A 23,974-nucleotide genomic window follows, 5' to 3' on the forward strand; every position below is an offset into this window, starting at 1 on the left:
TTCCCACTGCACTCCCCCGATTTCTACGCCGGCAATCCCTATCCGGCGTTCAAGGAGCTGCGCGCGACGGCGCCGGTGTGTTGGAACGACGTCACCAATTTCTGGGCGCTGCTGAAGTACGAAGATATCCGCTTCGTGTCGATCAACCCGGCCATGTTCTCCTCGGCCAACGGCATCACCATTCCCGACCCGGCGCTGACGAACCCGGTGCAAAAGGGCAGCCTGATCTTCAGCGATCCGCCGCGGCACCGGCAGTTGCGCAAACTGATCAACTCGGGGTTCACCCGGCGGCAGGTGGCCATCCTGGAGCCGAAAATCCGCGAGATAGTGCGCGGGATCCTCGACGGCATCGACCCCGGTTCCACCCACGAATTCGCCGAAGAGATCGCCGCTCCGCTGCCCACCCGCATCATCGCCGAACTGCTCGGCGCCCCGCCCGATGACTGGGAGCAATTCCGGGCCTGGTCGGACGCGACCACCGGGACCGCCGACCCCGAGATCGAGCTCGATACCTTCGTGGCCATCGGCCAGCTCTACGAGTACTTCCAGAAGCTGATCTGCGATCGGCGCGTCCAAGCGCGCGACGACATGCTCTCGATCCTGGTCAACGCCGAGATCGACGGGCAATCGCTGTGCGACGACGAACTGGTCAACTTCGCGTTTCTGCTGTTGGTGGCAGGCAACGAGACCACCCGCAACCTGATCGCGCTGGGCACCCAGGCGCTGATCGAGCACCCCGAGCAATGCCGCCTGTTGGTCGACGATCCTGCCCTGATCCCGGGCGCCGTCGAAGAGATGCTGCGCTGGAACAGCCCGGTGGTGCACATGGCGCGCACCGCGACGGTCGACGTCGAGATCCGCGGTCAGCTGATCCGGCAAGGCGATGTGGTGGTGATGCTCTACGGGTCCGCCAACCGCGACGAGGACGTCTTCGGTGACGACTCCGAAGAGTTCAAGGTGACCCGCCATCCCAACCCGCATATTGCGTTTGGGTGCGGTGAACATTCCTGTCTGGGCGCGCAATTGGCGCGACTCGAGGCGTGCGTGTTGTTCGACGAGCTGTTACGCCGCTTTCCGCGACTCGAGCTGGTTGGCGACGTGAGCCGGGTGCGGGCCACCATGGTGCCCGGGGTCAAACGGATGCCGGTAAGGCTGGGATCTTAAGCGGTGGAACACGAATACAGCCCTGAGCAGGAGGATCTGCCTAGATGACCGACTCGGAGGTTCAAGCCAAGGTGCGGGCGCTGGTCGGCCGGCCCACCGGCGGTACCGGAAAGCCATCGGTGGCACCGGATCCGGTCAACCAGCCGATGATTCGGCATTGGGCGCATGCGCTCGACGACATGAATCCCGTCTACCTCGACCCGGACTTTGCGGCCTCGTCGCGGTTCGGTGGCATCGTGTCGCCGCCGGTGATGCTGCAAACCTGGACGATGCCGTCACCGAAACTGGAAGGGATCGGTGACCGGGGCGGCGCACCGGTGGAAATCCAAACCAACCCAACGGCATTCCTCGACGAGGCCGGGTACACCAGCACGGTGGCGACGAACTCGGAGTTCGAGATCGAACGCTACCCTCGGCTGGGCGATGTCATCAGCGCGACGACGGTGTACGAATCGGTTTCCGACGAGAAGAAGACGGCGCTGGGCACCGGGTTCTTTTTGACTTGGCTGACGACCTACACCGACCAGCACGGAGAAGTGCTGGGGCGGCAACGATTTCGGGTGTTGCGATTCAGGCCGAAGCGCTGATGGCGACCCGGCTGGCCCCGGCGATCAGCCTGGATACAGAATTCTTCTGGAATGGCCTGCGCGAGGACAAGCTCCTGATCCAGCGCTGCACAGCAGCACATACGTGAAAGGGCGCCTATGATGACCACCACGACCCTGAAGTGGGCCGACATATCCGTCGGTGACGAAGTGACACCCCTGGAGATCCCAATCACCACAACGATGATCGTCGCCGGGGCGATCGCGTCGCGTGACTTCATGCCGGTACACCACGACCGCGACTACGCCAACAAGCAGGGCTCGCCGAACCTGTTCATGAACATCCTGACCACCAATGGGTATTGCGTCCGGTTCCTCACCGACTGGGCAGGATCCGAAGCGATGGTCAAGAACCTGTCGATTCGGCTTGGGGTACCGTGCTTTCCCGACGATCCGCTGTGCTTCACCGGCAGTGTGACGGGGAAGTCCGAAGGGGAAGCCGGCGAGAACTTCGTCGAGGTAACCTTCCAGGGCGCCAACAGCCTTGGCAATCACGTGTCGGGCACGGCGGTGCTCAGCCTGCTCGACGGGGTCGGCCTGGCGCCCTGATGACCCAAGCTTCTGCTTTTCCCCCAGGAACCGATACCCGAGAGCTCATCGTCGAGTCCGCGTATGCCTGTTTCCGTAAACAGGGATTGCAAAAGGCGACGATCGTCGATATCGCCAGAGCGGCCAATGTCTCGCGAAGCACCGTCTACGAGTACTTCAGCGACAAGGCCGCCATTCTGGAAGCCTGCGCCGAGCATGCTTCCGAGCAGTTCTACCGAGAGATGTCCAAGGCCATGAGCTGGGGCAGTTCCCTGGAAGAAAAGCTCAGCCTCGCAGCGGTATTCGTGACCCAGGCGCGGCGCGCGATAGCCTCCGAAAAGTACTTTGACGAAGAGGCAATCAGTCTGCTGCTGACCAAAGACGCGGCCGTGCTGCTGCGCGAATGCGTGGACTTCTTCGCGCCCTACCTATCGGCGGCCAAGCTCACCGGCGAGGTTCGCAAGGACCTCGACATCGAGCCTGCCGGCGAGTGGTTCGCGCGAATATTGTTCTCGCTGTTCAGCACTCCGTCGTCGACCCTCGACATGGACAATCCCGAGGTCGTCGAGGAATTTGTGCGCGCGCACGTGGTGCGCGGCTTCGCCAGTGATCGCTACCGGCCGCGGCGGGCCTAACCCCCGTCTAACCCGTTGCTGCCGAAGAATCGGCCCCCGGCGCCGCCGGCGCCGCCGTGCTGCTGCCCGCTGCCGGTTCCGCCGTTGCCGCCATTGCCAATCAGCACCGCGTCGCCGCCGTCGCCGCCGTTGTTGCCGGTGCCGGCGCCGGCAGGGGAGTTGCCGCCGGTGCCGCCGTTACCGTAGAGCAGCCCGCCGTCACCGCCATTACCGCCCGCTCCGGCCACGATGGGGCTATCCCCACCATTTCCGCCGACTCCGCCTGAGCCCCGCCGCGGTTGCCGCGCGGATCGCCGAACCGATGTCCGACAGATCGGCTACCGCCGCCGCTAGCGCCTCGGGTTGAGCGAGCACAACCGAGATGTTATCGCTGACGTTCGGCTAGCGCCCGGGCGAAAAACGCTAGATTTGCCGGCCGCTCGGCCAGTCGCCGCATGAAGTACCCGTACCACTGCGTACCGAACGGAACGTAAACCCGCACCTGGTTACCGGAAGCGGCCAGCCGCCGCTGTTCATCGTCGCGGATGCCATACAGCATCTGGTATTCGAAATCACCAGCCCCACGGCCTGATTCGCGAGCCATTGCAGGCACCGCCGCAATCAGCGACGGGTCGTGGGTAGCGACCATCGGATAGCCCGACCCCGCCATCAGTACCCGAAGGCACTTCAGGTACGAGTCGGTGATCTCGGCGCCGTTCCGGTAGGCCACCGATGCGGGCTCCTCGTAGGCGCCCTTGCACAAACGGACCCGCGCACCGACGGTGGCCAGCTCCTCGCAATCGCCAAACGTGCGCCTCAGGTACGCCTGTAAAACCGTGCCCAGCCAAGGAAAATCGACGCGGAGGTCGCCCGAGATCGACAACGTTGAATCGGTGGTGCTGTGGTCCTCGGCGTCCACCGTTACCCAGACACCTACCTGCTGGGCGCGTTCGCAAACCGTGCGGGCATTGTCCAGTGCGATCTTCGGACCGTCATGGTCGAGCGCCTGCCCGAGCGCGGAAAGCTTGAGCGATACCTCTAATGGCCGCACCCCGTCGCCGGCGGTATCGCTTCGCCGGCCCAGCGCATCGAGAAGGTCAAGGTATGCCTGCACCGAGGCGGCAGCGTCGCCGACGTCGGTGACATTTTCGCCCAGGTAGTCAACGCTGACGTAGCGGCCCGAATCACGGAGTGCAGCAACGCATCCCAGGACATCATCGAGCGAGTCGCCCGGCACGAACCTGCGGACCACGCTGCGGGTGACCGGTGACCGCTCGACGATCCGACGCAACCGGTCGGCCCGGCTGGCCACCAGCAGGGCAGGGCGCACGGTGTGCGCGAACAAGCGGGTCATCAGTCGGCCGCCATGTGCGGGTAGGTGTGGTCGGTGGCCGGGACGAATGTCTCCTTGATGGTGCGCGCCGATGTCCAGCGCAGCAGATTCATCAGCGATCCGGCCTTGTCGTTGGTGCCCGATCCGCGCGAACCGCCGAACGGCTGACGCCCGACCACCGCTCCCGTCGGCTTGTCGTTGATATAGAAGTTGCCGGCCGCGAACCGGAGCCGGTCCTGCGCGGTCAGCACCGCATCGCGGTCGTCCGCGATGACCGCACCGGTGAGCGCGTACCGGGATCCGGTGTCGATGAGTCCGAGGACCCGTTCGTATTGGTCGTCGGGGTAGACATGCACCGACAGCAGCGGTCCGAAGTATTCGGTGGCGAAGGACTCGTCGGTCGGGTCGTCGGACAGCAGCACGGTGGGTCGCACGAAATATCCGACGCTGTCGTCGTATTCACCACCGACCGCGATCGTGACCCCGGCGGCGCCCTTGGCGCGTTCGATGGCGTCGACGTTCTTGACAAAGGCTCGCTGGTCGATCAGCGCGCCACCGTAATTGGTCAGGTCGGTGATATCCCCGTATGGCAGCTCGGCGGCCGTGCCCAGGAACGCATCGCCCATCCGTTGCCATACCGAATGCGCAATGAACGCCCGCGAGGCCGCGGAGCATTTCTGGCCTTGGTAGTCGAAAGCGCCGCGGATCAAGGCGGTGCACAGGACATCCGGGCGCGCCGACGCGTGGGCAACGACGAAGTCTTTACCACCGGTCTCGCCGACCAGCCGCGGATAGCTGTGGTAGCGGCCAATATTGGCCCCCACCCGTTGCCACAGGTGCTGAAACGTAGCGGTGGAACCGGTGAAGTGGATGCCAGACAACCGCGGATCGGTCAGTGCCACATCGGAAACCGCGAAGCCGTCACCGGCAACCAGGTTGATCACACCGGGCGGCAGCCCCGCGGTCTCGAGCAGCTTCATCAGCAGGTACGCCGACAGCGACTGCGTGATCGACGGCTTCCACACGACGGTGTTGCCCATCAGGGCCGGCGCAGTCGGTAGATTGCCGGCGATCGAGGTGAAGTTGAACGGCGTGATCGCGTAGACGAAACCGTCCAGCGGGCGGTAATCGCTGCGGTTCCATTCACCTGGACCGCTGATCGGCTGCTGGGCCAGGATCCGTTGGGCGAAGGCGACGTTGAACCGCCAGAAGTCGATCAGCTCGCACGGTGCGTCGATCTCGGCCTGGTACACGGACTTGGATTGGCCGAGCATCGTTGCGGCGGCGATCGTTTCGCGCCACGGTCCGGCCAGCAGATCGGCCGCGCGCAAAAACACCGCGGCCCGTTCGTCGAAAGGCATTGCAGCCCAGCTATTTTTCGCCGCCATGGCGGCGTCTATGGCAGCTGTGGCATCGGCGTGGGTGGCATTGGTCAGCGTGCCCAGCTTCGCGGCGTGCCGGTGCGGCTGGACGACGTCTATCGATTCGCCGTCGCCCATCCGGTGGCTGCCGCCGATGACGTGCGGGAGATCGATCGGATGATCGGCCAACATTGTCAGTTCGGCACGCAGCCGGGTGCGTTCGGGGGATTTTGGCGCATAGTCGTGGACCGGCTCGTTGGCCGGCATCGGCACCTGGGTTATCGCGTCCATGCTTGCCAGGATCCCCGCTGGGCGATCCCAATCGATTGGCCGATCGGACAATATCAGGTCCGGTTGCTAGTAAAATCAGACAATATGCGAGTGGCTGGTGTCGGGCTGGGCCAGTTGCTGCTTGCCCTGGATGCGACGATGGTCAGCCTGGTAGACGCTCCGCGTGGCATGGACCTTCCGGTGGCGTCGGCGGCACTGATCGATTCCGACGATGTCCGGCTGGGCCTGGCGCCCGCGGCGGGTTCGGCCGATGTCTTTTTCCTGCTGGGCGTCACCAACAATGAGGCGTTGCGATGGATCGACGGGCAAGCACGCATCCGGCCGCCCGTGGCGATCTTCGTCAAGCAACCGTCCGACGCGCTGGTGGGTAAAGCGGTCCGGGCCGGGTCGGCGGTAGTGGCCGTAGAGCCTCAGGCGCGCTGGGAACGCGTCTACCAATTGGTCAATCATGTCTTGGAGCATCACCGAGACCGTGCGACCGACGACTCAGGGACCGATCTGTTCGGTCTGGCACAGTCCTTAGCCGACCGCATCCACGGCATGGTCAGCATCGAAGACGCCCAATCGCACGTGCTGGCCTATTCGGCTTCCAACGACGGAGCCGACGAGCTGCGGCGGCTGTCCATCCTTGGCCGCGCCGGTCCACCCGAGCACTTGAGGTGGCTTGACCAGTGGGGCATCTTCGATGCGCTGCGGGCCGGTGACGAGGTGGTGCGCGTAGCCGAACGGCCGGAGTTGGGTCTGCGTCCCCGGCTGGCGATTGGCATTCATCAGCCGGCGATCGGTGCCCGAAGGCCACCCGCATTCGCCGGCACCATCTGGGTACAGCAAGGGTCGCAACCGCTGGCCGACGACGCCGACGAGATGTTGCGGGGCGCAGCGGTGTTGGCCGCTCGGATCATGTCGCGGCTGGCGGCTCGGCCGTCGACGCATGCGCGGCGGGTGCAGCAGCTGCTGGGATTGACCGACACCGAATCCGGTCCACAGAGCGGTGACGTGGCCGTCGTCGCCCGCGAACTCGGCATCGCCGCCGACGGCAACGCCGCATTGATCGGCTTCGACACCGCCGACAGCCGAGCTCGGCTCGCCGACGTCTTGGCCCTGAGCGCCAGCGCTTTTCGCCGGGATGCCCAGGTCGCGTCGAACGGCTCACGGATCTATGTGCTGTTACCACATACTGCGACAGCCCGGTCGGTCAACTCGTGGGCCCGCGGCACGATCGCTGCGCTGCGTACCGAGCTCGGTGTCGACTTGCGGGCCGCCATCGCCGCGCCGGTTGCCGGATTGGCCGCGGTCGCAGCGGCACGCACCGAGGTGGATCGCGTGCTGGATAGCGCTGAGCGCCACCCAATCTCGATAGGCCAGGTGACATCGTTAGCAGAAGCTCGTACCACAGTGCTGCTCGACGAAATCGTCACCCTGGTCGGCGCCGATACACGGCTCGTGGACCCAAGGGTTCGCGGCCTGCGCACCCAGGATCCGGTGCTGGCCGAGACGCTGCGGGCCTATCTGGACAGCTTCGGCGACATCGGCGCTGCCGCGCAATCACTTCAGGTGCATCCCAATACCGTTCGTTACCGAGTGCGGCGCATTGAGAAGCTGTTGTCGACTTCGCTCGCCGATCCCGATGTGCGGCTGCTGTTTTCACTCGGCCTGCGGGTCTTGGAGAGACCGTAGCGCCCTTGGCCGGCGACACAGTTGGGCGCGCGGAGTAAAGTGTGTGCCGCTCGATCTCAGCAAATTCATACGTGCGGCCGTGACCCGTGGAGGTGCTCGTGACGGACCAACCGCCTAACTATCCCCCACCGCCCGGTGGCTACGGCTATCCACCACCGCCAGGCGGCTACGGTTATCCGCCGCCGGGACCCCCAGGTTATGGCTATTCGCCGCCCGGTTATCCCCTACCACCCGGCGCCCGCACGAATACGATGGCCATTGCGTCCCTGGTTTCTTCCTTGGTCGGGTTGCTATGTCTCGGAATTGGGCCCATCCTAGGGTTGGTCTTCGGCATTATCGCCTTGAATCAAATCAAGCAGTCCGGTGAAGGTGGTCGTGGTTTGGCCGTCGCCGGAATAGCGATCAGCGGATGCGAAATCGCCTTGCTGGTAATCCTTTTGTTCATCGGGGCGATAGCGTCCAGGAACGACGAAACCCACCACCACAGATATCACCGGTCCGAGCCCGCCATGGTGGCATTCGCCGAACCGCAGTCGATCTCGTGTTATCGCGGCGCGGAGCTGGGATACGGTAGCAGCGCCATCTCGCGAGCATTTTTGACCGCCGTGGCTACCTGACGCTGCTGCTGAACGGTCAAGCCGGTTACCCCGCGGGATCGGATCTTGCCTCGCTCGGAGATAAACATCCGCAACGTGGCGACGTCTTTGTAGTCAACCTCTTTGAGGCCGACGGCGTTGAGCAGATTCGCCTTGGCGCGTTTCGGCTCGGTTTGGCCGGCCCGTCGGTTGCGATTCGATTTGCGGCCCATCTACCAGCTCGCCTTACGTATGCCGGGCAACTGGCCCGCATGAGCCAGCTCGCGCATTCGAAGCCGCGACAGGCCGAACTTGCGCAAGTGCCCACGCGGACGACCGTCGACGGCATCGCGGTTTCGCAGTCGCACCGGACTGGCGTCCCGGGGCTGCCGGGAAAGCGCGCGTTGCGCAGCCAACTTTTCCTCGAAGGTACTGGCGGGCGAACGAATTATCTGCTTGAGTTCGGCGCGCCGCTCCGCGTAGCGGGCAACGACCGCGTGCCGCTGTGCATTTTTGATGATCTTGGATTTCTTGGCCATTCAGCGTTCTTCTCGAAACTGCACGTGCCGGCGGATCACCGGGTCGTATTTGGTCAGCGTGAGCCGGTCGGGATTGTTGCGCCGATTCTTGCGAGTGACATAGGTGTAGCCGGTGCCCGCGGTCGAGCGCAGCTTGACGATTGGCCGAGCCTGGTTTTGCGCCATCAGATGCGCTCACCTGATCTGCGCAACCGGACAACCACGGCTTCGATGCCATCGCGATCGATCACCTTGATGCCTTTCGCGCTGACCCGCAGCGTGATGCGCCGGTCCTCTGACGGCAAGTAATAGGTCTTGCGCTGCAGGTTGGGTGACCAACGCCGTCGCGTGCGGCGGTGCGAGTGCGACACCGTGTTGCCGAAACCCACAGTGCGGCCGGTGACTTGGCAGCGCGCGGACATGGCAGCCTCCTATCGCAACCGTCTAATTGAAAATTGTTTTCGACAAGCTTCGCATGGCACTGTAGCGTGGCCATAGCTTAATGACAACGATTTTCAATAAGGGGTGAGGATGCGGACTCCCGTGCTACTGGTGTCGGGTCAGGGCGATACCGACGAGGTGACTGGGACTCTGTTACTTCGGCCGGGAACCGCGGTCGTCGAGCACCGCTTCGATGGCCACGTGGTGCGCCGCACAATCATCACTCTGAGCGGCGGTGAGTTGGCCAGCGTCGAGGAGGCCCTGGAGTTGACGCGCGGCTGTGTGTCGTGCACCGTCCGCAACGACCTGCTGGTGCTGTTGCGCAAACTGTCCCGGCGCGACAATGTGAACCGAATCGTCGTGCACCTGGCGCCATGGTTGGAACCCGAACCAATCTGTTGGGCAATAAACCACGTTCGCGTACGTGTCGGACCCGGCTACGCTGACGGACCGGCAGCCCGCGATGTGCGGATTGCCGGCGTCGTGACCTGTGTGGACTCCGCCAAATGGCTGCCACAAGCGCTGAGCGACGGCGAATTGTCGGACGGACGCACGGTGGCCCAAGTCGCCGTCTGCCAAGCCGAGTTCGCCGATGTGGTCGTTTTGACCCACCCGGAGCCCGTCACGCTCGCCGTCCTGCGGCGCCTTGCTCCGCGAGCGCGGATCACCGTCGGCGTCGACCGCCTCGAGCTGGCGCTGGCGAACCAGGACGACGGTTCGCGACGAGGCGACAGCGATAGCCCGCATGCTCCGCTGCTGGCCGGCATGCCTCCGCTTGGCGGCGATGGAGGGGTCGCGATCGTGGAGTTCAATGCCCGCCGCCCGTTTCATCCGCAGCGCCTGCATGCCGCGGTCGATGTGCTCCTGGACAAAGTGGTGCGAACCCGCGGTCGGCTATGGCTTGCCAACCGTTCCGATCAGGTCATGTGGCTCGAATCAGCGGGCGGCGGCCTAAGAGTCGCGTCGGCCGGAAAGTGGTTGGCGGCCATGACCGCCTCGGAGGTGGCCTACGTCGACCCGGAACGGCGCTTGTTCGCCGAGCTGATGTGGGAGTACCACTTCGGTGACCGGCACACCGCGATGACGGTCCTGGTGTGCGGCGCCGACCCCGCCGACATCACAGCTGCTTTGCATGCCGCCTTGCTGAACGACGAGGAAATGGCCGATCCGCAGCGCTGGAAACGCTACGACGACCCGTTTGGCGACTGGCATGAAGACCCATGCCACGAGATGCCCGACACGGCCGGGGAATTTTCGGCCCATAGCAACAACGGAGAATCCACATGAAGCCAGGCATCCACCCCGACTATCACCCCGTGGTGTTTCAAGACGCCAACACTGGCACCATGTTTCTCACCCGCTCCACGCTCACCGGCTCTCGCACCATCGACTGGGAAACGCCAACTGGCGTGCAGACTTACCCCCTGGTGGTGGTCGAGGTGTCGGCTGATTCGCATCCGTTTTGGACCGGCGCACGCCGCACCCTCGACACCGCCGGGCGCGTGGAACGGTTCTACCGACGTTACGGGCAGGCGAAATAAGCGCAACCAGTTGCCCCCCTCCGGCAAATAAGCGGAATCCGAGCACGACACGCACTCGGGTGTATCGCGGCTAATCGGTGCCGTACCTATACGGTGATCTCCGAAATCTTTATTTGACGGCCGTCAAGGAGGGGTGCGTTGGGGAGCGAACACCCCGTCGACGGAATGACCCGTAGACAGTTCTTCGCTAAAGCGGCCGCCGCTACCAGCGCCGGAGCTTTCCTGTCCGCGGCCGGTCCGGTGATCGAAAAGGCCTATGGGGCGGGCCCGTGCTCGGGGCATTTGACCGATATCGAACACATCGTGTTGTTGATGCAAGAGAACCGGTCGTTCGATCACTACTTCGGAGCACTCTCCGGCATCCGGGGGTTCAACGACCCCTCGCCGGCGTTCCAGCAAAAGGGCTGGAACCCGCAGACGCAGAAGGTTGACCCCGCCGCCGTCACAATCCCGTACCGCTTCGACACCACCCGCGGCCCCTTGGTCGCCGGCGAATGCGTCAATGACCCTGACCACGGCTGGATCGCGATGCATCAGTCGCTTAACGGCGGTGCTAACGACGGTTGGCTTCCGGCCCAGGCCGCGAGTTCTCCGCTGGCGGGCAACGTAGCGGTGACAATGGGTTACTACACGCGCCGTGACCTGCCCATCCACTACCTCCTGGCCGACACGTTCACGGTTTGCGATCACTACTTTTGTTCGTTGCTGGGCGGTACGACACCCAACCGGCTGTACTGGATGAGCGCCTCGATCGACCCCGATGGCACTAACGGCGGCCCGGTGCTGCAAGAGCCCTTCATCCAGCCGCTGCAGCGTTACAGCTGGCGCATCATGCCCGAGAACCTCGAAGACGCCGCGATTAGTTGGAAGGTCTACCAGAACAAGCTGCTGGGAGCCATCAACAATACGACTATCGGCTACAACGGGGCTGTCAACTGCTTCAAGCAGGCCGGGGATCCGAGGTCGAATCTGGCACGTTTTGGCATCGCCCCGACCTACCCCGCGGATTTCGCCGCTGACGTCAGAGCCAACCGGTTGCCCAAAGTTTCGTGGGTGCTCCCGGGGTTTCTGCTGTCGGAACACCCCGCATTCCCGGTGGCCGTCGGCGCTGTCGCGATTGTGGATGTGCTGCGGATCTTGCTTTCCAATCCGGCGGTGTGGGAGAAGACCGCGTTGATCGTCAATTACGACGAAAACGGTGGTTTCTTCGACCACGTCACCCCACCTACCCCGCCGCCGGGAACGCCCGGCGAATACGTCACGGTCCCCGATATCAACGCGGTTTCGGGGTCTGGCGGCATCCGGGGTCCCATCGGTTTGGGTTTTCGCGTCCCCTGCATCGTCATTTCTCCCTACAGCCGCGGCCCGCTGATGGTCCATGACGTTTTCGACCACACGTCAACGCTGAAACTCATCAGCACGCGGTTTGGCGTGCCGGTTCCCAACATCAGCGCCTGGCGAGACGCGACGGTCGGCGATATGACCTCGGCGTTCAACTTCGCGGTCCCGCCTAACCCGTCGAGGCCGAATTTGGACCATCCGGTGCTGTCCGCGATTCCGAAATTGCCGCAGTGTGTTCCCAACGCGGTGTTGGGGTCGACGCTCAAGACTTCAATTCCCTACCGGGTGCCATTCCCGCAGGCGATGCCCACTCAGGAAACCCAGCCCGTCCGTGGGATTCCCAGCGGTCTTTGCTGAACCCAAAGTGAGATCAGCCTGGTCGCCAGCCTCACAACCCTTTCAGCTTTTCGTCAGTCCACTCAGACATAGGCCAGTGGTCCGGTGGGCGGGTGGACTATCCGCGGCCTTATCAGGAGTTTCGATCGTGGTTTCCCGACCATTCGGCGTGTGCCGCCTATTCGGCGGGTTTGCGCTGACCGGAGGGCTTGCGGTGTTCGCCCACATAAACAGACAAGCAGTACATATGTTCGATAGAACGGCACCTGACGCGGCTCTGGTGACTGAGATCGACGCGTCCGCGGCTGGCCAGCGCGATCATTGCCGCAAGCACAGTCGACGGGAAAGCCGCCCTGACCTGCGGTGTGAGAATTTCTTTACTGGTATCAAGTCGGATCGCTGACTGGGCCGCAAGCATCGATTAATCTCACGCCTTACGGATGACACGCGAGGGACGAACCAGATGGAAATACTTGTCACAGGGGGCGCAGGCTTCCAGGGAAGTCATCTATCCGAGTCGCTACTGGCCGACGGGCATTGGGTCACTGTCCTGAATACCTCATCGAAGAGTGCGACCCGAAACACGAATGACTTTCGTTCGCACGAGCGAGCTGCCTTTATCTCGGGTTCGGTGACCGATGGAGAAACGGTCCATCGCGCAGTGCGCGAGCACCACGTCGTTTTTCATCTGGCCGCCAATATCAACGTCGACCAGTCTCTCGGTGATCCAGAGAGCTTTCTCGAAACCAACGTGATGGGCACCTACCGTGTGCTAGAGGCGGTACGGCGCTACAAGAACCGGTTGATCTACGTGTCAACCTGCGAAGTGTACGGCGACGGACACAATCTGAAGGAGGGCGAGCTTCTTGACGAGAGGGCGGAGCTGAAACCGAACAGCCCCTACGGCGCCTCCAAGGCGGCGGCCGATCGGTTGTGCTACTCCTACTACCGCTCCTATGGTCTTGACGTCACGATTGTTCGGCCATTCAACATCTTCGGGGTACGCCAGAAAACCGGGCGATTCGGTGCGCTGATTCCGCGACTCGTCCGTCAGGCCATCAACGGTGAAAACCTCACGATCTTCGGCGACGGTTCGGCAACACGCGACTATCTGTACGTAAGCGATATCGTCAATGCATACAACCTGGTATTGCAAAACACCGCGCTTCGCGGACAGGCGATCAATTTCGCGAGCGGCAAGAACACCCGAGTGAAGGACATCGTCGAGTACATCGCCGGAAAGTTCGACGCCAAAATCACACATCGCGAAGCGCGCGCCGGCGAAGTCGCTCGTTTCCCGGCCAACATCGATCTTGCCAAGAGCATCGGATTCAGGCCCGAAGTCGATATCTGGGAAGGCATCGACCGCTATATCCAATGGGCGAAGGATCAGCCGCAGTACGCCTACGAACAAGACGGGTTCAGTGGCGTCTTGTCTCCCCGGTGATTCCCCGCGATTACGGGCCTGGCGGAAAAGCGCGTCTTGGCCCAGTACGCCGCCGTTAGGCTGTCAAAGGTTGCATTCCACAAGCGGCGGGCGTTGTGGCGCGTTCAGGGAGCAAGGAAATAGAAGTGAACGGTCCGGCTGAGGTGTCGACGCGTGGCGGCGAGGTGAGTGGTGCGTTTTTGACGTCGCTGCGCGGGGAGATCGACGCGTGGAGTGCACATGACGCGCTGGCGCAGTTGGTTGCGATGTTCGGCGGAGTTTTCCCGCGGCACGACGATCTGGCAGCCCGGTTGGCCTCCCTGGACGAGTTCAGCGGGGTATGGGATTACCGGGGCCGGACGAGGGCACGTCGGAGCGGGGAGCAGGTGCGGTGCCAAGACGCCGACGGCGGGGCACGGTGGATGATCCCACGTCTAGACTTATCGGACGGGCAACTGCACACGATCACGACGCTGGCGCAACAGCTGGGCCTTACAGATGAATCATGGCCCACTGAGCCAACATTCGACTACATGCTGGTGATCGGCACCGGACGTTACTCGAACACGCTTCGGGCCCGGTGGGCGCGGGACCTGGCTGCGGCGAATCGCGTCGGTCACATCGTACTGGCCGCCGCTTCTCGGCGGCTGTTGCCGTCCGAGGACGACGCGGTCGCGTCCTGCGCGCCGGGCGCGCGTACCGAATTCGATCTCCTGGCGGCCGCCGCGGCCGACGCGTTCGGGATGGATACTCGCGAAGTGGTACGGCATGGGCGGCAGCGGGTCGGCGACCCGCATCGGGGCCAGATGGTCTGGCGCTTCGGCGAAGACAGCAATGACCTCGGGCTGCCCATCACACTGATCGAGGCACCGTCGCCGGACCCAAACAACCGCCGCGCCACCTCCGCGGATACCTTCACCTTTACCGCGCGGACATTGGATATGCAGCAATCGAGTTGTCTACTGGTGACCGGTCAGCCGTTCGTCCGCTATCAGCACTTTGACGCGCTGCGAACTCTGACCCTGCCGTTCGGCATTCGTATCGAGACGGTGGGCTTCGGCATCGACCGCTACGAAGGACTGCACGACATGGATCTGCAGCATCCCGCCAAACTGCTGCAGGAGGTCCGCTCGACGATCCGGGCCGGCCGCAGTCTGCTGGAACGGGTCGAGGCTTGGTAACGAACAGCCCAACGCGCCGCGCTGAGATCGCCCAAGATCACTCGTCGGCGGTGATTGTGCACGGTGTGGCGGGCGGGTAGCTGCCCGATACCGCGCGCAGCCGCCCCGGCGGCGGCCACGGCCGCAGCCCCATGTTGCCCAGATAGCGCAGCGGATTGACGTATGCGCGCCGAACCCGCGTCTCGAAATGCAGGTAACCGTCTGTTGATTGGTCTTCCGCACCGATGCTGCCGATCCGGGTTCCCGCACTTATTCGATCACCGAGTGCGATTTGTCTGTCGTCACCGGGCCGAAACACGTAGCGGATTTCGGTATCGCCGTTCGAGATGATCACCGAGTAAAGGTGGTCGACATCGCTTGCGCAGCAAACAGTTCCGGATATGACGGCGTAGATCGGGCTGCCGGGGTCAGCGGCGAAGTCGACGCCGGGATGGAAACCGTCCGCGCGGGGCCCGTATCCGCGGCCAATCGCGCGTGGCTCCGCATCGATCGGCAGCCGCGCACCCGGCTCGGTCCGGTCGAAGTCGCCGCGCACCCGCCGCTGGTAGTCCGCTTTGAGGAGGCTGACCTCGTCGAGTGCGTAGCCGAACAACAGGGATCGATCGTAGGCCACACCGAAGTTGTGCCGAAAATCCGGATCGAGTCGCATGTAGTGCCTGACTCGCGAGATCCGTTCCTCCAGCGTCGACCAGCCGTTGTGCGTCAAGCGGATTCCGTCCAGCTGCCCTATCCGACCGTGATCGGTGATGTTGGCCGGCCAGTGCGAATTGTGCATCAACTTGGGTCCCGCATACAGGCCGGGGTACCACCGCCAAAACGGCCCGCGCAGCGCCTCGGCAGTGCCCATCACCGGCACCATGTCCGGGTATTCCGGATCATCCCAGCGGGAAACCATCGGACACATCAGCGCCGCTACGTCGTCCGGTGTGCGCGCAAGCACCTCACGGATGTCGACGTCGATCTGGAAAACCCAGTCGGCGTCGACCATCACCATCCAGTCCGGCCGACAGAAATCGGCCATCCGGTACAGCAGCTCCAGCCCGGTGGACTCGGGGATCAACCATGGTGTGGACGGTAGATCTGCCCGGGCGCGAACAACATTCGTGACCGCGGCGTGGTTTGCGAGAATCGCAGCGGTGTCGTCGGTGCTGCGGTCGTCGATCGCGTAGATGTCGTCGCTGAAGGTGGCCAGCGAGTCCAAGGTATCAGCCAAGGTCTCGCCGGCATTGTGCGCACGCGTTACCGCCAGAATCCGCATAATGCTGTCCACTAAGTCGCGTGTATCACGCGAGCACCGAAATGTAGTAGCTGGGCTTGTCGGAAGGCACGACGCAATTGCCGGGCATCGCGGGCAGGTCGTGATCGGCCAGCAGCTGCGCGGCCGTGGTCCCGACCGATCGCCACCCGTGGTTGTCGAGGTAGTCGGAAACCTCGCTGCGGGCCCCGGAATAGTTCAGCGACCAGATGTCTAGATGGAATCCATGGTCGCGCCAGGTGCGAGTCGCACTGCGGATGATCTCTTCGACCCGCCCGGAGTCCAGGTCCAACGACCCCACGAACGTCTCCATGGCCATCCGGCTTGCCGGCGCGCTGAGATCGGTGACGTTGTCCAGCAAGCGATCCTGGGCTTCCGGGGGCAGATAACTGAACAGTCCTTCGGCGATCCAGGCGGTCGGTAGCGCCGGCTCGAACCCACTACGCAGCAGCGCGGCCGGCCAGTCGTGACGCAGGTCGGCCGGCACCATCCGCAGATTCGCCGTCGGTTCGGCACCCAGCTGTGCCAACGTTTCGGCCTTGAACTTCAGCACGTCCGGCTGATCGATCTCATACACCGTCATGCCCGGCGGCCACGGCAGTCGGTAGCCGCGCGCGTCGAGCCCGGACGCCAGGATCACCGCCTGCCGAATCCCGGCGGCTGTGGCGTCCGCAAGGAACTGATCGAAGTAGCGAGTGCGGGCCACCAGCTCGATGGTCATTCGCTGTAGACCCCAGACCGCTTCGGGGTCGTCGACCTCGGACGCGCAGAGCTCTCCGGTTGCCCATCTGATAAGGAATTCGATACCCACCGCGCGGACCAACGGCTCGGCAAACCGGTCCTCGATCAACGGATCGGCCGAATTGGTAGCCCTAGCGCGGCCCGCGGCCACCAGCGTCGCGGTCGCGCCGACATGGCTGGCCAGATCCCAGCTATCGTCGTCGCTACGCATCACAATCCTCCCTTCTCGTCGCATTCGGCGCGCGCAACAACGGATGTCGTGCCCGCCGCAGCCAGCTCGTCGGCCCGGCGCAACTTTCGCACGACGTCCTCATCGCCACGAATTCGTTGACCAATCCGAACCGTTTCCTCCGCCGTTCCGCACAACTGCCAGGCGCCGTCGCCGTCCACAGCCACGGACAGTTCCTTCGTCGCGAGATGTATGTATCCCATCTCGCCCAACTACGATCAAAGAATCGCATATAAACGCCGTGTCTAGTGAAACTACTCACTCTAATTAATTACTTCGACCTGAAAAAGTCGGCGCGTTGATCCGCGGGTTGATGGTGCTGAACAGGAAAGATGGCCTCAAGCCCTTGTTGCGGAAGGGATTGAGGCCATCGTGTTTCGTACTGTAGGCGATCAGGTGTCGCTTTGGGAGGCAGTGCTTCCCGCGGAGTTGTTGAAGTTGCCCGATGAGTTGGCGCGGGTCGATGGGCTGCTCGATGATCCGGTGTTCTTCGCCCCGTTCGAGCCGTTCTTCGATACACGGATCGGGCGTCCGTCCACGCCGATGGAGACCTATCTGCGGTTGATGTTCTTGAAGTTCCGTTACCGGCTGGGCTATGAGTCGCTGTGCCGAGAAGTCGCGGATTCGATCACTTGGCGCCGGTTCTGCCGGATCGGACTGGATGGGTCGGTGCCGCATCCGACCACGTTGATGAAGCTGACCACCCGGTGTGGCAGTGCGGCGGTCGACGGGCTCAATGAGGTGCTGTTGGCCAAGGCGGCTGAGGCGAAGTTGTTGCGTACTAATCGGATTCGGGTGGATACCACGGTGGTGCCGGCTAATGTGGCCTATCCGACCGATTCGAGTCTGCTGGCCAAGGCGACGCGCCGGATCGCCGGGATCGGCAAGCGGATCCAGGCCGCTGGGGGCGCGGTGCGCACCCAGCTGCGGGACCGCTCCCGCGCGGCGGGCAAGCGCGCGCACGCGATCGCGTCGAAACTGCGCTCTCGCGCCGCGCTGGGCCGCGACGAGGCCAAGGCCGCGGTGCTGACCAGCACCGGGGAGCTGGCTGTGCTGGCCAAAACCGCGGCGCGCGAGGCCGAGCGGCTACTGGTCAACGCCAAGCGGGCGGTGCGCCGGGCCCAGGTCAAAGCTGCCGACCTGCGCGCCCGCGGCGAGCATGATGCAGCAGCCGGCCGGCGACGTGGCCGGCTGGTGCGTGCGGTCAACGACCTGGCCAAACTGCTGGAAGCGACGCGGCAGATCGTGGCGCAGACCCAGCAGCGCGTCGCCGGGCACATCCCGGACGGGGCGAGTCGGCGGGTCAGCCTTCACGACGGCGATGCCCGCCCGATCGCCAAGGGCAGGCTGGGCCGGCCGGTCGAGTTCGGGCACAAGGCCCAGATCGTCGACAACGACGACGGCATCGTCCTGGACCACCGTGTGGAGCAAGGCAATCCACCCGACGCGCCGCAACTAGCGCCCGCGGTCAAACGGGTCACCAAACGCGCCCGGCGTACCCCGGGCACCGTCACCGCCGACCGCGGCTACGGCGAGAAACGCGTCGAAAACGACCTGCACGACCTCGGTGTACGTACGGTCGTGATACCGCGAAAAGGCAAACCCGGCAAGGCTCGGCAAGCCGAGGAACACCGGCCAGCCTTCCGACGAACAATCAAGTGGCGCACCGGCAGCGAAGGCCGCATCAGCACTCTCAAACGAAACTACGGTTGGAGCCGCTCCTCCATCGATGGCACCGAAGGAACCCGAATCTGGACCGGACACGGCGTCCTCGCCCACAACCTAGTCAAGATCAGCGGCCTCGCAGCATGACCCGACGCCCCAAAGCACGGATCTCTGCCTCCACAGTCACGCGGTATTCGCGCACCAACAGCAGACTCAGGGGCCGTCACTTTTTCAGGTCGAAGTAATTAGCCGATAGCCACGGGGATGAAGCGGCATCGGTGAACGCGTTCCTGGCGCATTTGAGCGGACGTAGGTTCAGTCCGGTCACCGCGACTGGTCGGTCAAGCCGCCGCTAATGAAGATGACGTCGTCGTCATCTGAAGCGGGCACATTGAGGCCGCTGCGCCGGAACAGTTCTGCTAGCGACACGCCTTGGAGCTGCCAGCCCTTGGCGCCGAGGTAGTCGAGGACGTGGTTGCGTTGGCCGGTGTAGAGCAACGCAGCCAAGTCGATGTCGACGCCATGGCCGCGGAACGGGCTGGATATGGTCCGCGCTCGCTCGGCGCCGAAATCCACGATACTGGTAACGAATTCGGTCGCTACCATGCTCCCGGGCGCGCTGAGTGCGGTGATGTTGTCGAACAGCCGGTCCTGGGCCTCCGGCTTTAGATAAATCAGTAACCCCTCGGCCAGCCACGCTGTCGGTGCTGCCGAGTCAAACCCGGCGGCTTGCAATGCCGTCAGCCAATCTGCGCGCAAGTCGATGGGCACGGCGCGCCGAGTGGCGGAGGGTTCGGCGCCTAGTTCGGCCATGGTCGTCGTCTTGAACTCCATCACTTGTGGTTGGTCGATCTCGTACACCACTGTCCCGGTCGGCCACCGCAGACGGTAGGCCCGGGCGTCCAACCCGGACGCGAGGATCACCACTTGTCGAATCCCTCGGTCGGTGGCGCTGAGTACGTAGTCGTCAAAGTACTTCGTGCGGACGGCGTTTCCGTCGACCATCGCCTGCGCCACGGTCGGTGCGACGTCCGCGATCGTCGACATGTCGAGTTCGCCGTCCATCATCTTGGTGAAGAAATCCAACCCCACCGCACGGACCAGAGGTTCGGCGAACGGATCGTTGATCAAACCGCGCGGATCCTTGGTGGCCATCGCGCGCCCGGCCGCGACAATGGTCGCGGTGACGCCGACGCTAGACGCCAGATCCCAGCTGTCGTCGTCGGTGCGGGCCATCAGCCCACCTTAGCCCGAAGTTGCGGCGTTATGGGTGAGTGGATTTCTAGTTGACCTGGGGTTTTGCTGGTCTTGTTGGGGTGGTGGTTCTGGCTACGCTGCGGTTAGTGGGATCGGGGTGCCGATGAGGTCGAAGGCGCGGCGTTGATCGGGGGTGGGTTCGGCCAAGGTGGGCACCGTGGCGTTGGTGCCGTGGTAGTGAATGTCGTTGCGGGTCAGGGTCGCTAGGTGGTCGAGTAGGCCGCGGAAGCTGCGTAGCGGGTTGCCGTTGGCGTCGTGTTGGGTGGAGGCCTTGGCTTGGGCCTGCGGTGAGCGTTGCGCGGGGGCGACGGGGTTGTCGCGGGTGGGTGGGTGTTCGTCGGTGAAGGTCAGTGGCGCCCAGGCTTTGCGCAGGTGCCAGATGAGGTAGCAGGCTAGCAGGCAGATCAGTACGTGGGCGCGGACGCGCTCGTCGAGGCGGTGGTGAATGGGTCGTAGATCCAGGTCGTCGGTTTTGATGTTGCGGAAGTCGCGTTCGACGTGGGCCAGGTTCTTGTAGCTTTCTACGACCGCGGTCGGATCGAGTTCGGTGGCGGGTACCGGTGTGCGTAGCACGTAGATGCCATCGAGGGCGGCTTCGGCATCGATGGCGGCCTGGTCGCGGTGGTAGGTGAAGGTGGTGTCGGTGATCTCGCGGCGAAAGTGCTTGCCTACTTTGCGTTTGGCGATTACCCGGCCGATGGCCTCGCCGATTTTGCCCGCTCCGCGCAGGCGCCCGGATGCCACCCGGGCGGCGATGGCGGCCAGGTCGGCGTCGGTGGCGGCCAGCAGTTCGTTGCGTTTGCGGGCCCGCTCGGTGGCCAGGGCGGGGTTGCGGCAAGCGATCAACCGTTCCCCCGGGTAGTCGGGGTGGCTGATCTCGGCGAGGTCTTGGGTGTCGAACAGGCTCATTTGCAGCGGTCCCTGCTCGGCGGCCAGTGTGGCGATATCCGGGGCGCGTAGCGCCGTGATCCACCCGAAAGCCGTTGCGGTGTCGGGGCTGTCGTTGAGCTTGCGCAGCGCGTCGATGCGCGCGGAGGTGATCATGCCGCGATCGCCGACCAGCACCAGCCGGGTCAACCCGAAGCGGTCGCGGATCACCTCGACGATGTCGCTGAACGCGACCGGGTCGGCGGTGTCCCCGGGCACTACCCGTACCGCCACCGGGCGCCCGGCCGGGTCGGTGAGCACCCCGTATTCAATCTGCGGCAGGCCCTTCTTGCCGTCGCGGGAATAGCCATAGGCGGCCAGCTCACAGCACCGCCCGGTCACCCACGAGCTGGTCAGATCAAACAACGCCATCCGGCTTGGGTTCGCCTCTGGCCCAAGGTGTTTGGCGGCTAGCTTCTTCTCGATTGCGTCCTGGCGATTGGCCAACCAGTCCATCGCGGCATACACCTCATCGGTAGACGCATCTGCCACCGCCAGGTCGGGCCCCAGGGTGCAATCGGCCCATCGCGACAGCGTGGACAGTTTGGAGGCCGGGCGGATCACCCGCGAGATAATCAACCCCAGCACCAGGTCCCGAGATCGGCAGGCCGGGCCCAACAGGCCCGGAAACCCCAATCGGCGGGCCATCGCGGCGACCGCGGCCACATGCCCGTGCGGCAGCGAGCGAGTGATGGTGCACGCCGCCTCGGCGGGTACCAGTGCCTGCCCCTTCAGCGTTGCCTCGATCGCGGCGATCGCCTCCGCGGGCAGCTTGGACAGATTGGCCAGGGTCTCGTGGCGGACCTTCTTGCCCTCGCGGTAGGTGCGGCGCACCAGCACCGACTCGTAGCGGTGCACGTTGCCGGCCTTGTCCACGTACCTGCTCGGTGTTCGGGCTACATGCATTCGCATCGGCTTCACCATAACCGGATACTACCAGGCAAATTCACCAATATGCGTCATCAACACGCCACATTCACTGGCTACATATCCAGGCCCCAAACCCACACAGATCCCAGCTCAACCGCCAAATTCGCCATCTCACCCGACGCAACTTCGGCTTAGCCGTGACCGTGGCACCGGAGGCCACCTGCCCAAGCCGAGCAAGCTGAGCGCTCACCACCGCGGCATCGGCCGCACAGTCACCACTCCGAGCGACCGAGATCGCCACATCGGCGAGCAGCTTGCTCGGCTCGTGCACGGCCCACCCGTCCGCCCACGGCGCCCATAACGACCTCCGCGGTCCCGAACACCGCAGCGTCTGCCTCAACAACCCGCCCGTGCAGGACACCACGGCTCACGGGCCGAACCCAGACTCACACCATGAACCGCGCTACGCTGCACCTGCAACGCTGGTGCTCTCCGGCGGCTTCGACGCACACCTGCGCCGTAGCGGGAGCGCTGGTGGCTGAATACCTTGCGCATTCCACCAGTGGTGACGCTGGCTGAATTCATCGGTGCTGCTATTGGCGTCGGAACAGGCGCCCGTGCTGGCTACAGAACCAGGCGATGTTGCCGTCCGGTCCGCGGACGAAGTTGGACCGACTGCCGGTGGGCTTGTCGTCGGGTCCGAGGTCGAGCCCGTAGTCGGGTCGGTAGAAGGCGAAGCCCAGTTTGGCGCTATTTTCGCCATCCGGGTTGGCATCGCCAGCGCCGATGCTTCCAGCGAGCTGGCCGTCCCTTGCCCGGAAGTCGATGACCGCTTGCTCGAGGCTGCCATTTTGGGAGACTTGCTCGGCGATGTACCGGCCCTCGTAGGGCGCGAGCTCGACGGCGCCGAGGTGTACCGGTGTGGCAGGTAGGTTGCTGACACCGGCGAATGTGTGCAACGCCCAGCCGCAGGAGAAAAGGTCGTTAATCATATGAAATCCGCCATCAGAGTTGGTGAGCACGGTCATGGCGAAGTTGCGATCGGGCACCATGACGAAACCAGAGCGTTGCCCCTTCCAGGTGCCGCCGTGCTCAACGACGGTCACATTCTCCGCGGAGGGCCGCAGCATCCAGGTCACGCCCATCCCGATCAGCTCGACGAAAAGTGTTCCGCCCGCGCCCGGGTTCGAGCGCATTGCCTCCAGCGACTGTCGGCTCAGAATCTGCTGGCCGTTAGGCGCCCTGCCGTCGCCGAGGTGGAACCGTGCGTAGCGCAGCTGATCTCGCGCTGTGGACATCAACCCACCGGTGGGGTTGCAGCTACGTGGAAATGCCCAAAAGTCGGTATCGACAATGGGTTTGCCGTCGACGACCTTGTGCGATGCCGCCACATTAAGACCGATTATTTGGTCGGAAAAGTAGCGGGTGTGAGCCAGCTGCAGCGGGTCAAGCACCAGCTTCTGGATCGCAGACTCGTAGGTTGTTCCGGCGACAAGCTCGATGATGCGACCCGCCACCACAAGACCTGAATTGTTGTATGCGAACGTGGTTCCCGGAGGAGTCAGCTGCGGTAAACGTGTCATTGAGTTGACGTAGCGCGCCACCGCGTCATCGCCGCGCCCAAAGTCCTGCCCATTGCGACCATCCCAGCCTGCGGTGTGGTTGAGCAGTTGGCGGACGGTCACCGTGGCGCTGACCGACTCGTCGGCCACCGCGAAGTCGGGGATGTAGCGGCGCACAGGTGAATCCAGGTCTACCTTGCCCTGCTCGACCAGCCGCATCGTCGCTGTTCCTGTGAAAGTCTTTGTAGTGGAACCGATTCGGAAGATAGTGTCGCCGTCGACGGGCAAGGGATGGTCGACATTGGTGACTCCGTAGCCCTTCACGTATTCTTGGCCGCCAGCCCAGACAGCAACCGCGACGCCAGGAATCGCATACGCCTTCATGCCCGCGTTGATCTTGGCATCGAGTTCGTCGAACGCTACGCCAAGGTCTGTGCAGGCGGCAGTTTCAACCATTGCAGCGGCGCTTTCGTGCGGCAGTCGGCCTAGCGCACACCCAAATTCGGTGACAGCTGCACGACAATGGCGCATCGCCG

Annotated in this window: 26 protein-coding genes and 2 pseudogenes; 14 read left to right on the forward strand and 14 right to left on the reverse strand. The window is 63.8% G+C overall.

Translation table 11 applies throughout. The features are described 5' to 3' along the window. Positions 1 to 6 precede the first annotated feature (6 nt). From AADZ78_RS20345 to AADZ78_RS20365, 5 genes and pseudogenes are all read left to right on the forward strand, one after another. Positions 7 to 1,164, forward strand: coding sequence for a cytochrome P450 (locus AADZ78_RS20345; RefSeq protein WP_085253159.1), 1,158 nt, complete (start codon positions 7 to 9; stop codon positions 1,162 to 1,164). A 44-nt stretch (positions 1,165 to 1,208) separates the two neighbouring features. Continuing rightward, the gene (locus AADZ78_RS20350) at positions 1,209 to 1,751 is read left to right on the forward strand and encodes an FAS1-like dehydratase domain-containing protein (protein ID WP_085253137.1); all 543 of its coding nucleotides are present in this window, start codon (positions 1,209 to 1,211) and stop codon (positions 1,749 to 1,751) included. After that, a pseudogene (locus tag AADZ78_RS20355) lies at positions 1,751 to 1,840 on the forward strand (nucleic acid-binding protein); the annotation flags it as partial. The gene AADZ78_RS20350 and the pseudogene AADZ78_RS20355, both read left to right, overlap by 1 nt. Before the next feature lie 31 nt (positions 1,841 to 1,871). Continuing rightward, complete coding sequence (locus tag AADZ78_RS20360) at positions 1,872 to 2,318, forward strand: MaoC family dehydratase (RefSeq protein WP_085253160.1); 447 nt, start codon at positions 1,872 to 1,874, stop codon at positions 2,316 to 2,318. After that, positions 2,318 to 2,932: a TetR/AcrR family transcriptional regulator gene (locus AADZ78_RS20365; RefSeq protein WP_085253138.1), complete on the forward strand. Its 615-nt coding sequence runs from the start codon at positions 2,318 to 2,320 to the stop codon at positions 2,930 to 2,932. Before AADZ78_RS20360 ends, AADZ78_RS20365 begins: the two co-directional genes overlap by 1 nt. On the opposite strand, the gene AADZ78_RS20370 is transcribed toward AADZ78_RS20365, so the two are convergent. The 4 genes and pseudogenes from AADZ78_RS20370 to pruA all read right to left on the reverse strand — a co-directional run bounded on the left by AADZ78_RS20370 (position 2,929) and on the right by pruA (position 5,896). Further along, positions 2,929 to 3,246, reverse strand: a complete 318-nt coding sequence (locus AADZ78_RS20370) for a PGRS repeat-containing protein (RefSeq protein ID WP_372510503.1) — start codon at positions 3,244 to 3,246, stop codon at positions 2,929 to 2,931. The two genes, AADZ78_RS20365 and AADZ78_RS20370, sit on opposite strands and share 4 nt — an antisense overlap. After that, positions 3,215 to 3,286, reverse strand: a pseudogene (locus tag AADZ78_RS29215) (hypothetical protein); the annotation flags it as partial. The pseudogene AADZ78_RS29215 and the gene AADZ78_RS20370, both read right to left, overlap by 32 nt. Positions 3,287 to 3,296: 10 nt before the next feature. Continuing rightward, positions 3,297 to 4,265 (reverse strand): proline dehydrogenase family protein, encoded by a 969-nt coding sequence (locus tag AADZ78_RS20380; protein ID WP_085253141.1) that lies wholly within the window; start codon positions 4,263 to 4,265, stop codon positions 3,297 to 3,299. Next, entirely contained in the window at positions 4,265 to 5,896 is a 1,632-nt protein-coding gene (gene pruA / locus AADZ78_RS20385) for an L-glutamate gamma-semialdehyde dehydrogenase (protein ID WP_085253142.1), read from the reverse strand. Before pruA ends, AADZ78_RS20380 begins: the two co-directional genes overlap by 1 nt. Positions 5,897 to 5,980: 84 nt before the next feature. Here pruA and AADZ78_RS20390 point away from each other — a divergent pair, with 84 nt between their 5' ends. Together AADZ78_RS20390 and AADZ78_RS29220 are read left to right on the forward strand one after the other, a co-directional pair. Further along, the gene (locus tag AADZ78_RS20390; RefSeq protein WP_139829057.1) at positions 5,981 to 7,573 is read left to right on the forward strand and encodes a PucR family transcriptional regulator; all 1,593 of its coding nucleotides are present in this window, start codon (positions 5,981 to 5,983) and stop codon (positions 7,571 to 7,573) included. A 251-nt stretch (positions 7,574 to 7,824) separates the two neighbouring features. Next, on the forward strand, positions 7,825 to 8,190 hold the full coding sequence (locus AADZ78_RS29220) for a DUF4190 domain-containing protein (protein WP_239656821.1): 366 nt from the start codon (positions 7,825 to 7,827) through the stop codon (positions 8,188 to 8,190). On the opposite strand, the gene rpsR is transcribed toward AADZ78_RS29220, so the two are convergent. From rpsR to rpmB, 4 genes are read right to left on the reverse strand one after another with little or no spacing between them, the layout of a single operon-like run. After that, the gene (rpsR, locus tag AADZ78_RS20400; protein ID WP_085253144.1) at positions 8,118 to 8,381 is read right to left on the reverse strand and encodes a 30S ribosomal protein S18; all 264 of its coding nucleotides are present in this window, start codon (positions 8,379 to 8,381) and stop codon (positions 8,118 to 8,120) included. The two genes, AADZ78_RS29220 and rpsR, sit on opposite strands and share 73 nt — an antisense overlap. After that, the gene (gene rpsN, locus AADZ78_RS20405) at positions 8,382 to 8,687 is read right to left on the reverse strand and encodes a 30S ribosomal protein S14 (protein ID WP_085253145.1); all 306 of its coding nucleotides are present in this window, start codon (positions 8,685 to 8,687) and stop codon (positions 8,382 to 8,384) included. Further along, complete coding sequence (gene rpmG / locus AADZ78_RS20410; protein WP_085253146.1) at positions 8,688 to 8,852, reverse strand: 50S ribosomal protein L33; 165 nt, start codon at positions 8,850 to 8,852, stop codon at positions 8,688 to 8,690. Next, entirely contained in the window at positions 8,852 to 9,088 is a 237-nt protein-coding gene (rpmB, locus tag AADZ78_RS20415) for a 50S ribosomal protein L28 (RefSeq protein ID WP_085253147.1), read from the reverse strand. The genes rpmG and rpmB overlap by 1 nt, the downstream gene beginning before the upstream one ends. A 109-nt stretch (positions 9,089 to 9,197) precedes the next feature. Between rpmB and mrf the strand changes: the two genes are divergently transcribed. From mrf to AADZ78_RS20440, 5 genes are all read left to right on the forward strand, one after another. Then, a complete protein-coding gene (mrf, locus tag AADZ78_RS20420) occupies positions 9,198 to 10,394 on the forward strand; it encodes a ribosome hibernation factor-recruiting GTPase MRF (protein ID WP_085253148.1) in 1,197 nt (398 codons plus the stop codon). Beyond that, a complete protein-coding gene (locus tag AADZ78_RS20425; protein WP_085253149.1) occupies positions 10,391 to 10,648 on the forward strand; it encodes a type B 50S ribosomal protein L31 in 258 nt (85 codons plus the stop codon). The genes mrf and AADZ78_RS20425 overlap by 4 nt, the downstream gene beginning before the upstream one ends. Positions 10,649 to 10,813: 165 nt before the next feature. After that, positions 10,814 to 12,346, forward strand: coding sequence for a phospholipase C (locus AADZ78_RS20430; protein WP_085253150.1), 1,533 nt, complete (start codon positions 10,814 to 10,816; stop codon positions 12,344 to 12,346). Positions 12,347 to 12,788: 442 nt separating this feature from the next. Beyond that, positions 12,789 to 13,772: an NAD-dependent epimerase/dehydratase family protein gene (locus tag AADZ78_RS20435; protein ID WP_085253151.1), complete on the forward strand. Its 984-nt coding sequence runs from the start codon at positions 12,789 to 12,791 to the stop codon at positions 13,770 to 13,772. Positions 13,773 to 13,915: 143 nt separating this feature from the next. Beyond that, positions 13,916 to 14,932: a hypothetical protein gene (locus AADZ78_RS20440; protein ID WP_085253163.1), complete on the forward strand. Its 1,017-nt coding sequence runs from the start codon at positions 13,916 to 13,918 to the stop codon at positions 14,930 to 14,932. 37 nt (positions 14,933 to 14,969) lie between these two features. Here AADZ78_RS20440 and AADZ78_RS20445 read toward each other — a convergent pair whose 3' ends face one another. The 3 genes from AADZ78_RS20445 to AADZ78_RS20455 are packed head-to-tail and all read right to left on the reverse strand — an operon-like array spanning position 14,970 to position 17,324. After that, positions 14,970 to 16,190 carry a peptidoglycan DD-metalloendopeptidase family protein gene (locus AADZ78_RS20445; protein WP_085253162.1) on the reverse strand — a complete coding sequence of 407 codons (1,221 nt, stop codon included), beginning with the start codon at positions 16,188 to 16,190 and terminating at the stop codon, positions 14,970 to 14,972. Between the two features lie 25 nt (positions 16,191 to 16,215). Further along, positions 16,216 to 17,142, reverse strand: coding sequence for a class I SAM-dependent methyltransferase (locus tag AADZ78_RS20450; protein ID WP_139829058.1), 927 nt, complete (start codon positions 17,140 to 17,142; stop codon positions 16,216 to 16,218). Further along, positions 17,139 to 17,324 carry a hypothetical protein gene (locus AADZ78_RS20455; protein ID WP_139829059.1) on the reverse strand — a complete coding sequence of 62 codons (186 nt, stop codon included), beginning with the start codon at positions 17,322 to 17,324 and terminating at the stop codon, positions 17,139 to 17,141. Before AADZ78_RS20455 ends, AADZ78_RS20450 begins: the two co-directional genes overlap by 4 nt. Before the next feature lie 205 nt (positions 17,325 to 17,529). On the opposite strand from AADZ78_RS20455, the gene AADZ78_RS20460 reads away from it, so the two are divergent. Next, positions 17,530 to 18,969 carry an ISNCY family transposase gene (locus AADZ78_RS20460; protein ID WP_204903350.1) on the forward strand — a complete coding sequence of 480 codons (1,440 nt, stop codon included), beginning with the start codon at positions 17,530 to 17,532 and terminating at the stop codon, positions 18,967 to 18,969. 177 nt (positions 18,970 to 19,146) lie between these two features. Here AADZ78_RS20460 and AADZ78_RS20465 read toward each other — a convergent pair whose 3' ends face one another. Both AADZ78_RS20465 and AADZ78_RS20470 read right to left on the reverse strand, forming a co-directional pair. Then, positions 19,147 to 20,058, reverse strand: a complete 912-nt coding sequence (locus tag AADZ78_RS20465; RefSeq protein ID WP_085251827.1) for a class I SAM-dependent methyltransferase — start codon at positions 20,056 to 20,058, stop codon at positions 19,147 to 19,149. Positions 20,059 to 20,151: 93 nt separating this feature from the next. Beyond that, positions 20,152 to 21,918, reverse strand: coding sequence for an IS1634 family transposase (locus AADZ78_RS20470; protein ID WP_239655096.1), 1,767 nt, complete (start codon positions 21,916 to 21,918; stop codon positions 20,152 to 20,154). Between the two features lie 411 nt (positions 21,919 to 22,329). On the opposite strand from AADZ78_RS20470, the gene AADZ78_RS20475 reads away from it, so the two are divergent. Next, positions 22,330 to 22,455 carry a hypothetical protein gene (locus tag AADZ78_RS20475; RefSeq protein WP_264033262.1) on the forward strand — a complete coding sequence of 42 codons (126 nt, stop codon included), beginning with the start codon at positions 22,330 to 22,332 and terminating at the stop codon, positions 22,453 to 22,455. Between the two features lie 14 nt (positions 22,456 to 22,469). Here AADZ78_RS20475 and AADZ78_RS20480 read toward each other — a convergent pair whose 3' ends face one another. After that, complete coding sequence (locus AADZ78_RS20480; RefSeq protein ID WP_085252583.1) at positions 22,470 to 23,969, reverse strand: serine hydrolase domain-containing protein; 1,500 nt, start codon at positions 23,967 to 23,969, stop codon at positions 22,470 to 22,472. Positions 23,970 to 23,974: the final 5 nt, after the last annotated feature.

Source organism: Mycobacterium riyadhense (assembly GCF_963853645.1).
GTDB classification, from domain to species: Bacteria; Actinomycetota; Actinomycetes; order Mycobacteriales; family Mycobacteriaceae; genus Mycobacterium; species Mycobacterium riyadhense.

Excerpts from the sequence above, each read along its gene's own strand:
- AADZ78_RS20425 (WP_085253149.1), top strand. The coding sequence starts at position 10,391 with ATGAAGCCAGGCATCCACCCCGACTATCACCCCGTGGTGTTTCAAGAC.
- AADZ78_RS20365 (WP_085253138.1), top strand. The coding sequence starts at position 2,318 with ATGACCCAAGCTTCTGCTTTTCCCCCAGGAACCGATACCCGAGAGCTC.
- AADZ78_RS20435 (WP_085253151.1), top strand. The coding sequence starts at position 12,789 with ATGGAAATACTTGTCACAGGGGGCGCAGGCTTCCAGGGAAGTCATCTA.
- pruA (WP_085253142.1), bottom strand. The coding sequence starts at position 5,896 with ATGGACGCGATAACCCAGGTGCCGATGCCGGCCAACGAGCCGGTCCAC.
- AADZ78_RS20390 (WP_139829057.1), top strand. The coding sequence starts at position 5,981 with ATGCGAGTGGCTGGTGTCGGGCTGGGCCAGTTGCTGCTTGCCCTGGAT.
- mrf (WP_085253148.1), top strand. The coding sequence starts at position 9,198 with ATGCGGACTCCCGTGCTACTGGTGTCGGGTCAGGGCGATACCGACGAG.
- rpmG (WP_085253146.1), bottom strand. The coding sequence starts at position 8,852 with ATGGCGCAAAACCAGGCTCGGCCAATCGTCAAGCTGCGCTCGACCGCG.
- AADZ78_RS20480 (WP_085252583.1), bottom strand. The coding sequence starts at position 23,969 with ATGCGCCATTGTCGTGCAGCTGTCACCGAATTTGGGTGTGCGCTAGGC.
- AADZ78_RS20465 (WP_085251827.1), bottom strand. The coding sequence starts at position 20,058 with ATGGCCCGCACCGACGACGACAGCTGGGATCTGGCGTCTAGCGTCGGC.
- AADZ78_RS20360 (WP_085253160.1), top strand. The coding sequence starts at position 1,872 with ATGACCACCACGACCCTGAAGTGGGCCGACATATCCGTCGGTGACGAA.
- rpmB (WP_085253147.1), bottom strand. The coding sequence starts at position 9,088 with ATGTCCGCGCGCTGCCAAGTCACCGGCCGCACTGTGGGTTTCGGCAAC.
- AADZ78_RS29220 (WP_239656821.1), top strand. The coding sequence starts at position 7,825 with ATGGCCATTGCGTCCCTGGTTTCTTCCTTGGTCGGGTTGCTATGTCTC.
- AADZ78_RS20350 (WP_085253137.1), top strand. The coding sequence starts at position 1,209 with ATGACCGACTCGGAGGTTCAAGCCAAGGTGCGGGCGCTGGTCGGCCGG.
- rpsR (WP_085253144.1), bottom strand. The coding sequence starts at position 8,381 with ATGGGCCGCAAATCGAATCGCAACCGACGGGCCGGCCAAACCGAGCCG.
- AADZ78_RS20430 (WP_085253150.1), top strand. The coding sequence starts at position 10,814 with ATGACCCGTAGACAGTTCTTCGCTAAAGCGGCCGCCGCTACCAGCGCC.
- AADZ78_RS20475 (WP_264033262.1), top strand. The coding sequence starts at position 22,330 with ATGAACCGCGCTACGCTGCACCTGCAACGCTGGTGCTCTCCGGCGGCT.
- rpsN (WP_085253145.1), bottom strand. The coding sequence starts at position 8,687 with ATGGCCAAGAAATCCAAGATCATCAAAAATGCACAGCGGCACGCGGTC.
- AADZ78_RS20470 (WP_239655096.1), bottom strand. The coding sequence starts at position 21,918 with ATGCGAATGCATGTAGCCCGAACACCGAGCAGGTACGTGGACAAGGCC.
- AADZ78_RS20445 (WP_085253162.1), bottom strand. The coding sequence starts at position 16,190 with ATGCGGATTCTGGCGGTAACGCGTGCGCACAATGCCGGCGAGACCTTG.
- AADZ78_RS20380 (WP_085253141.1), bottom strand. The coding sequence starts at position 4,265 with ATGACCCGCTTGTTCGCGCACACCGTGCGCCCTGCCCTGCTGGTGGCC.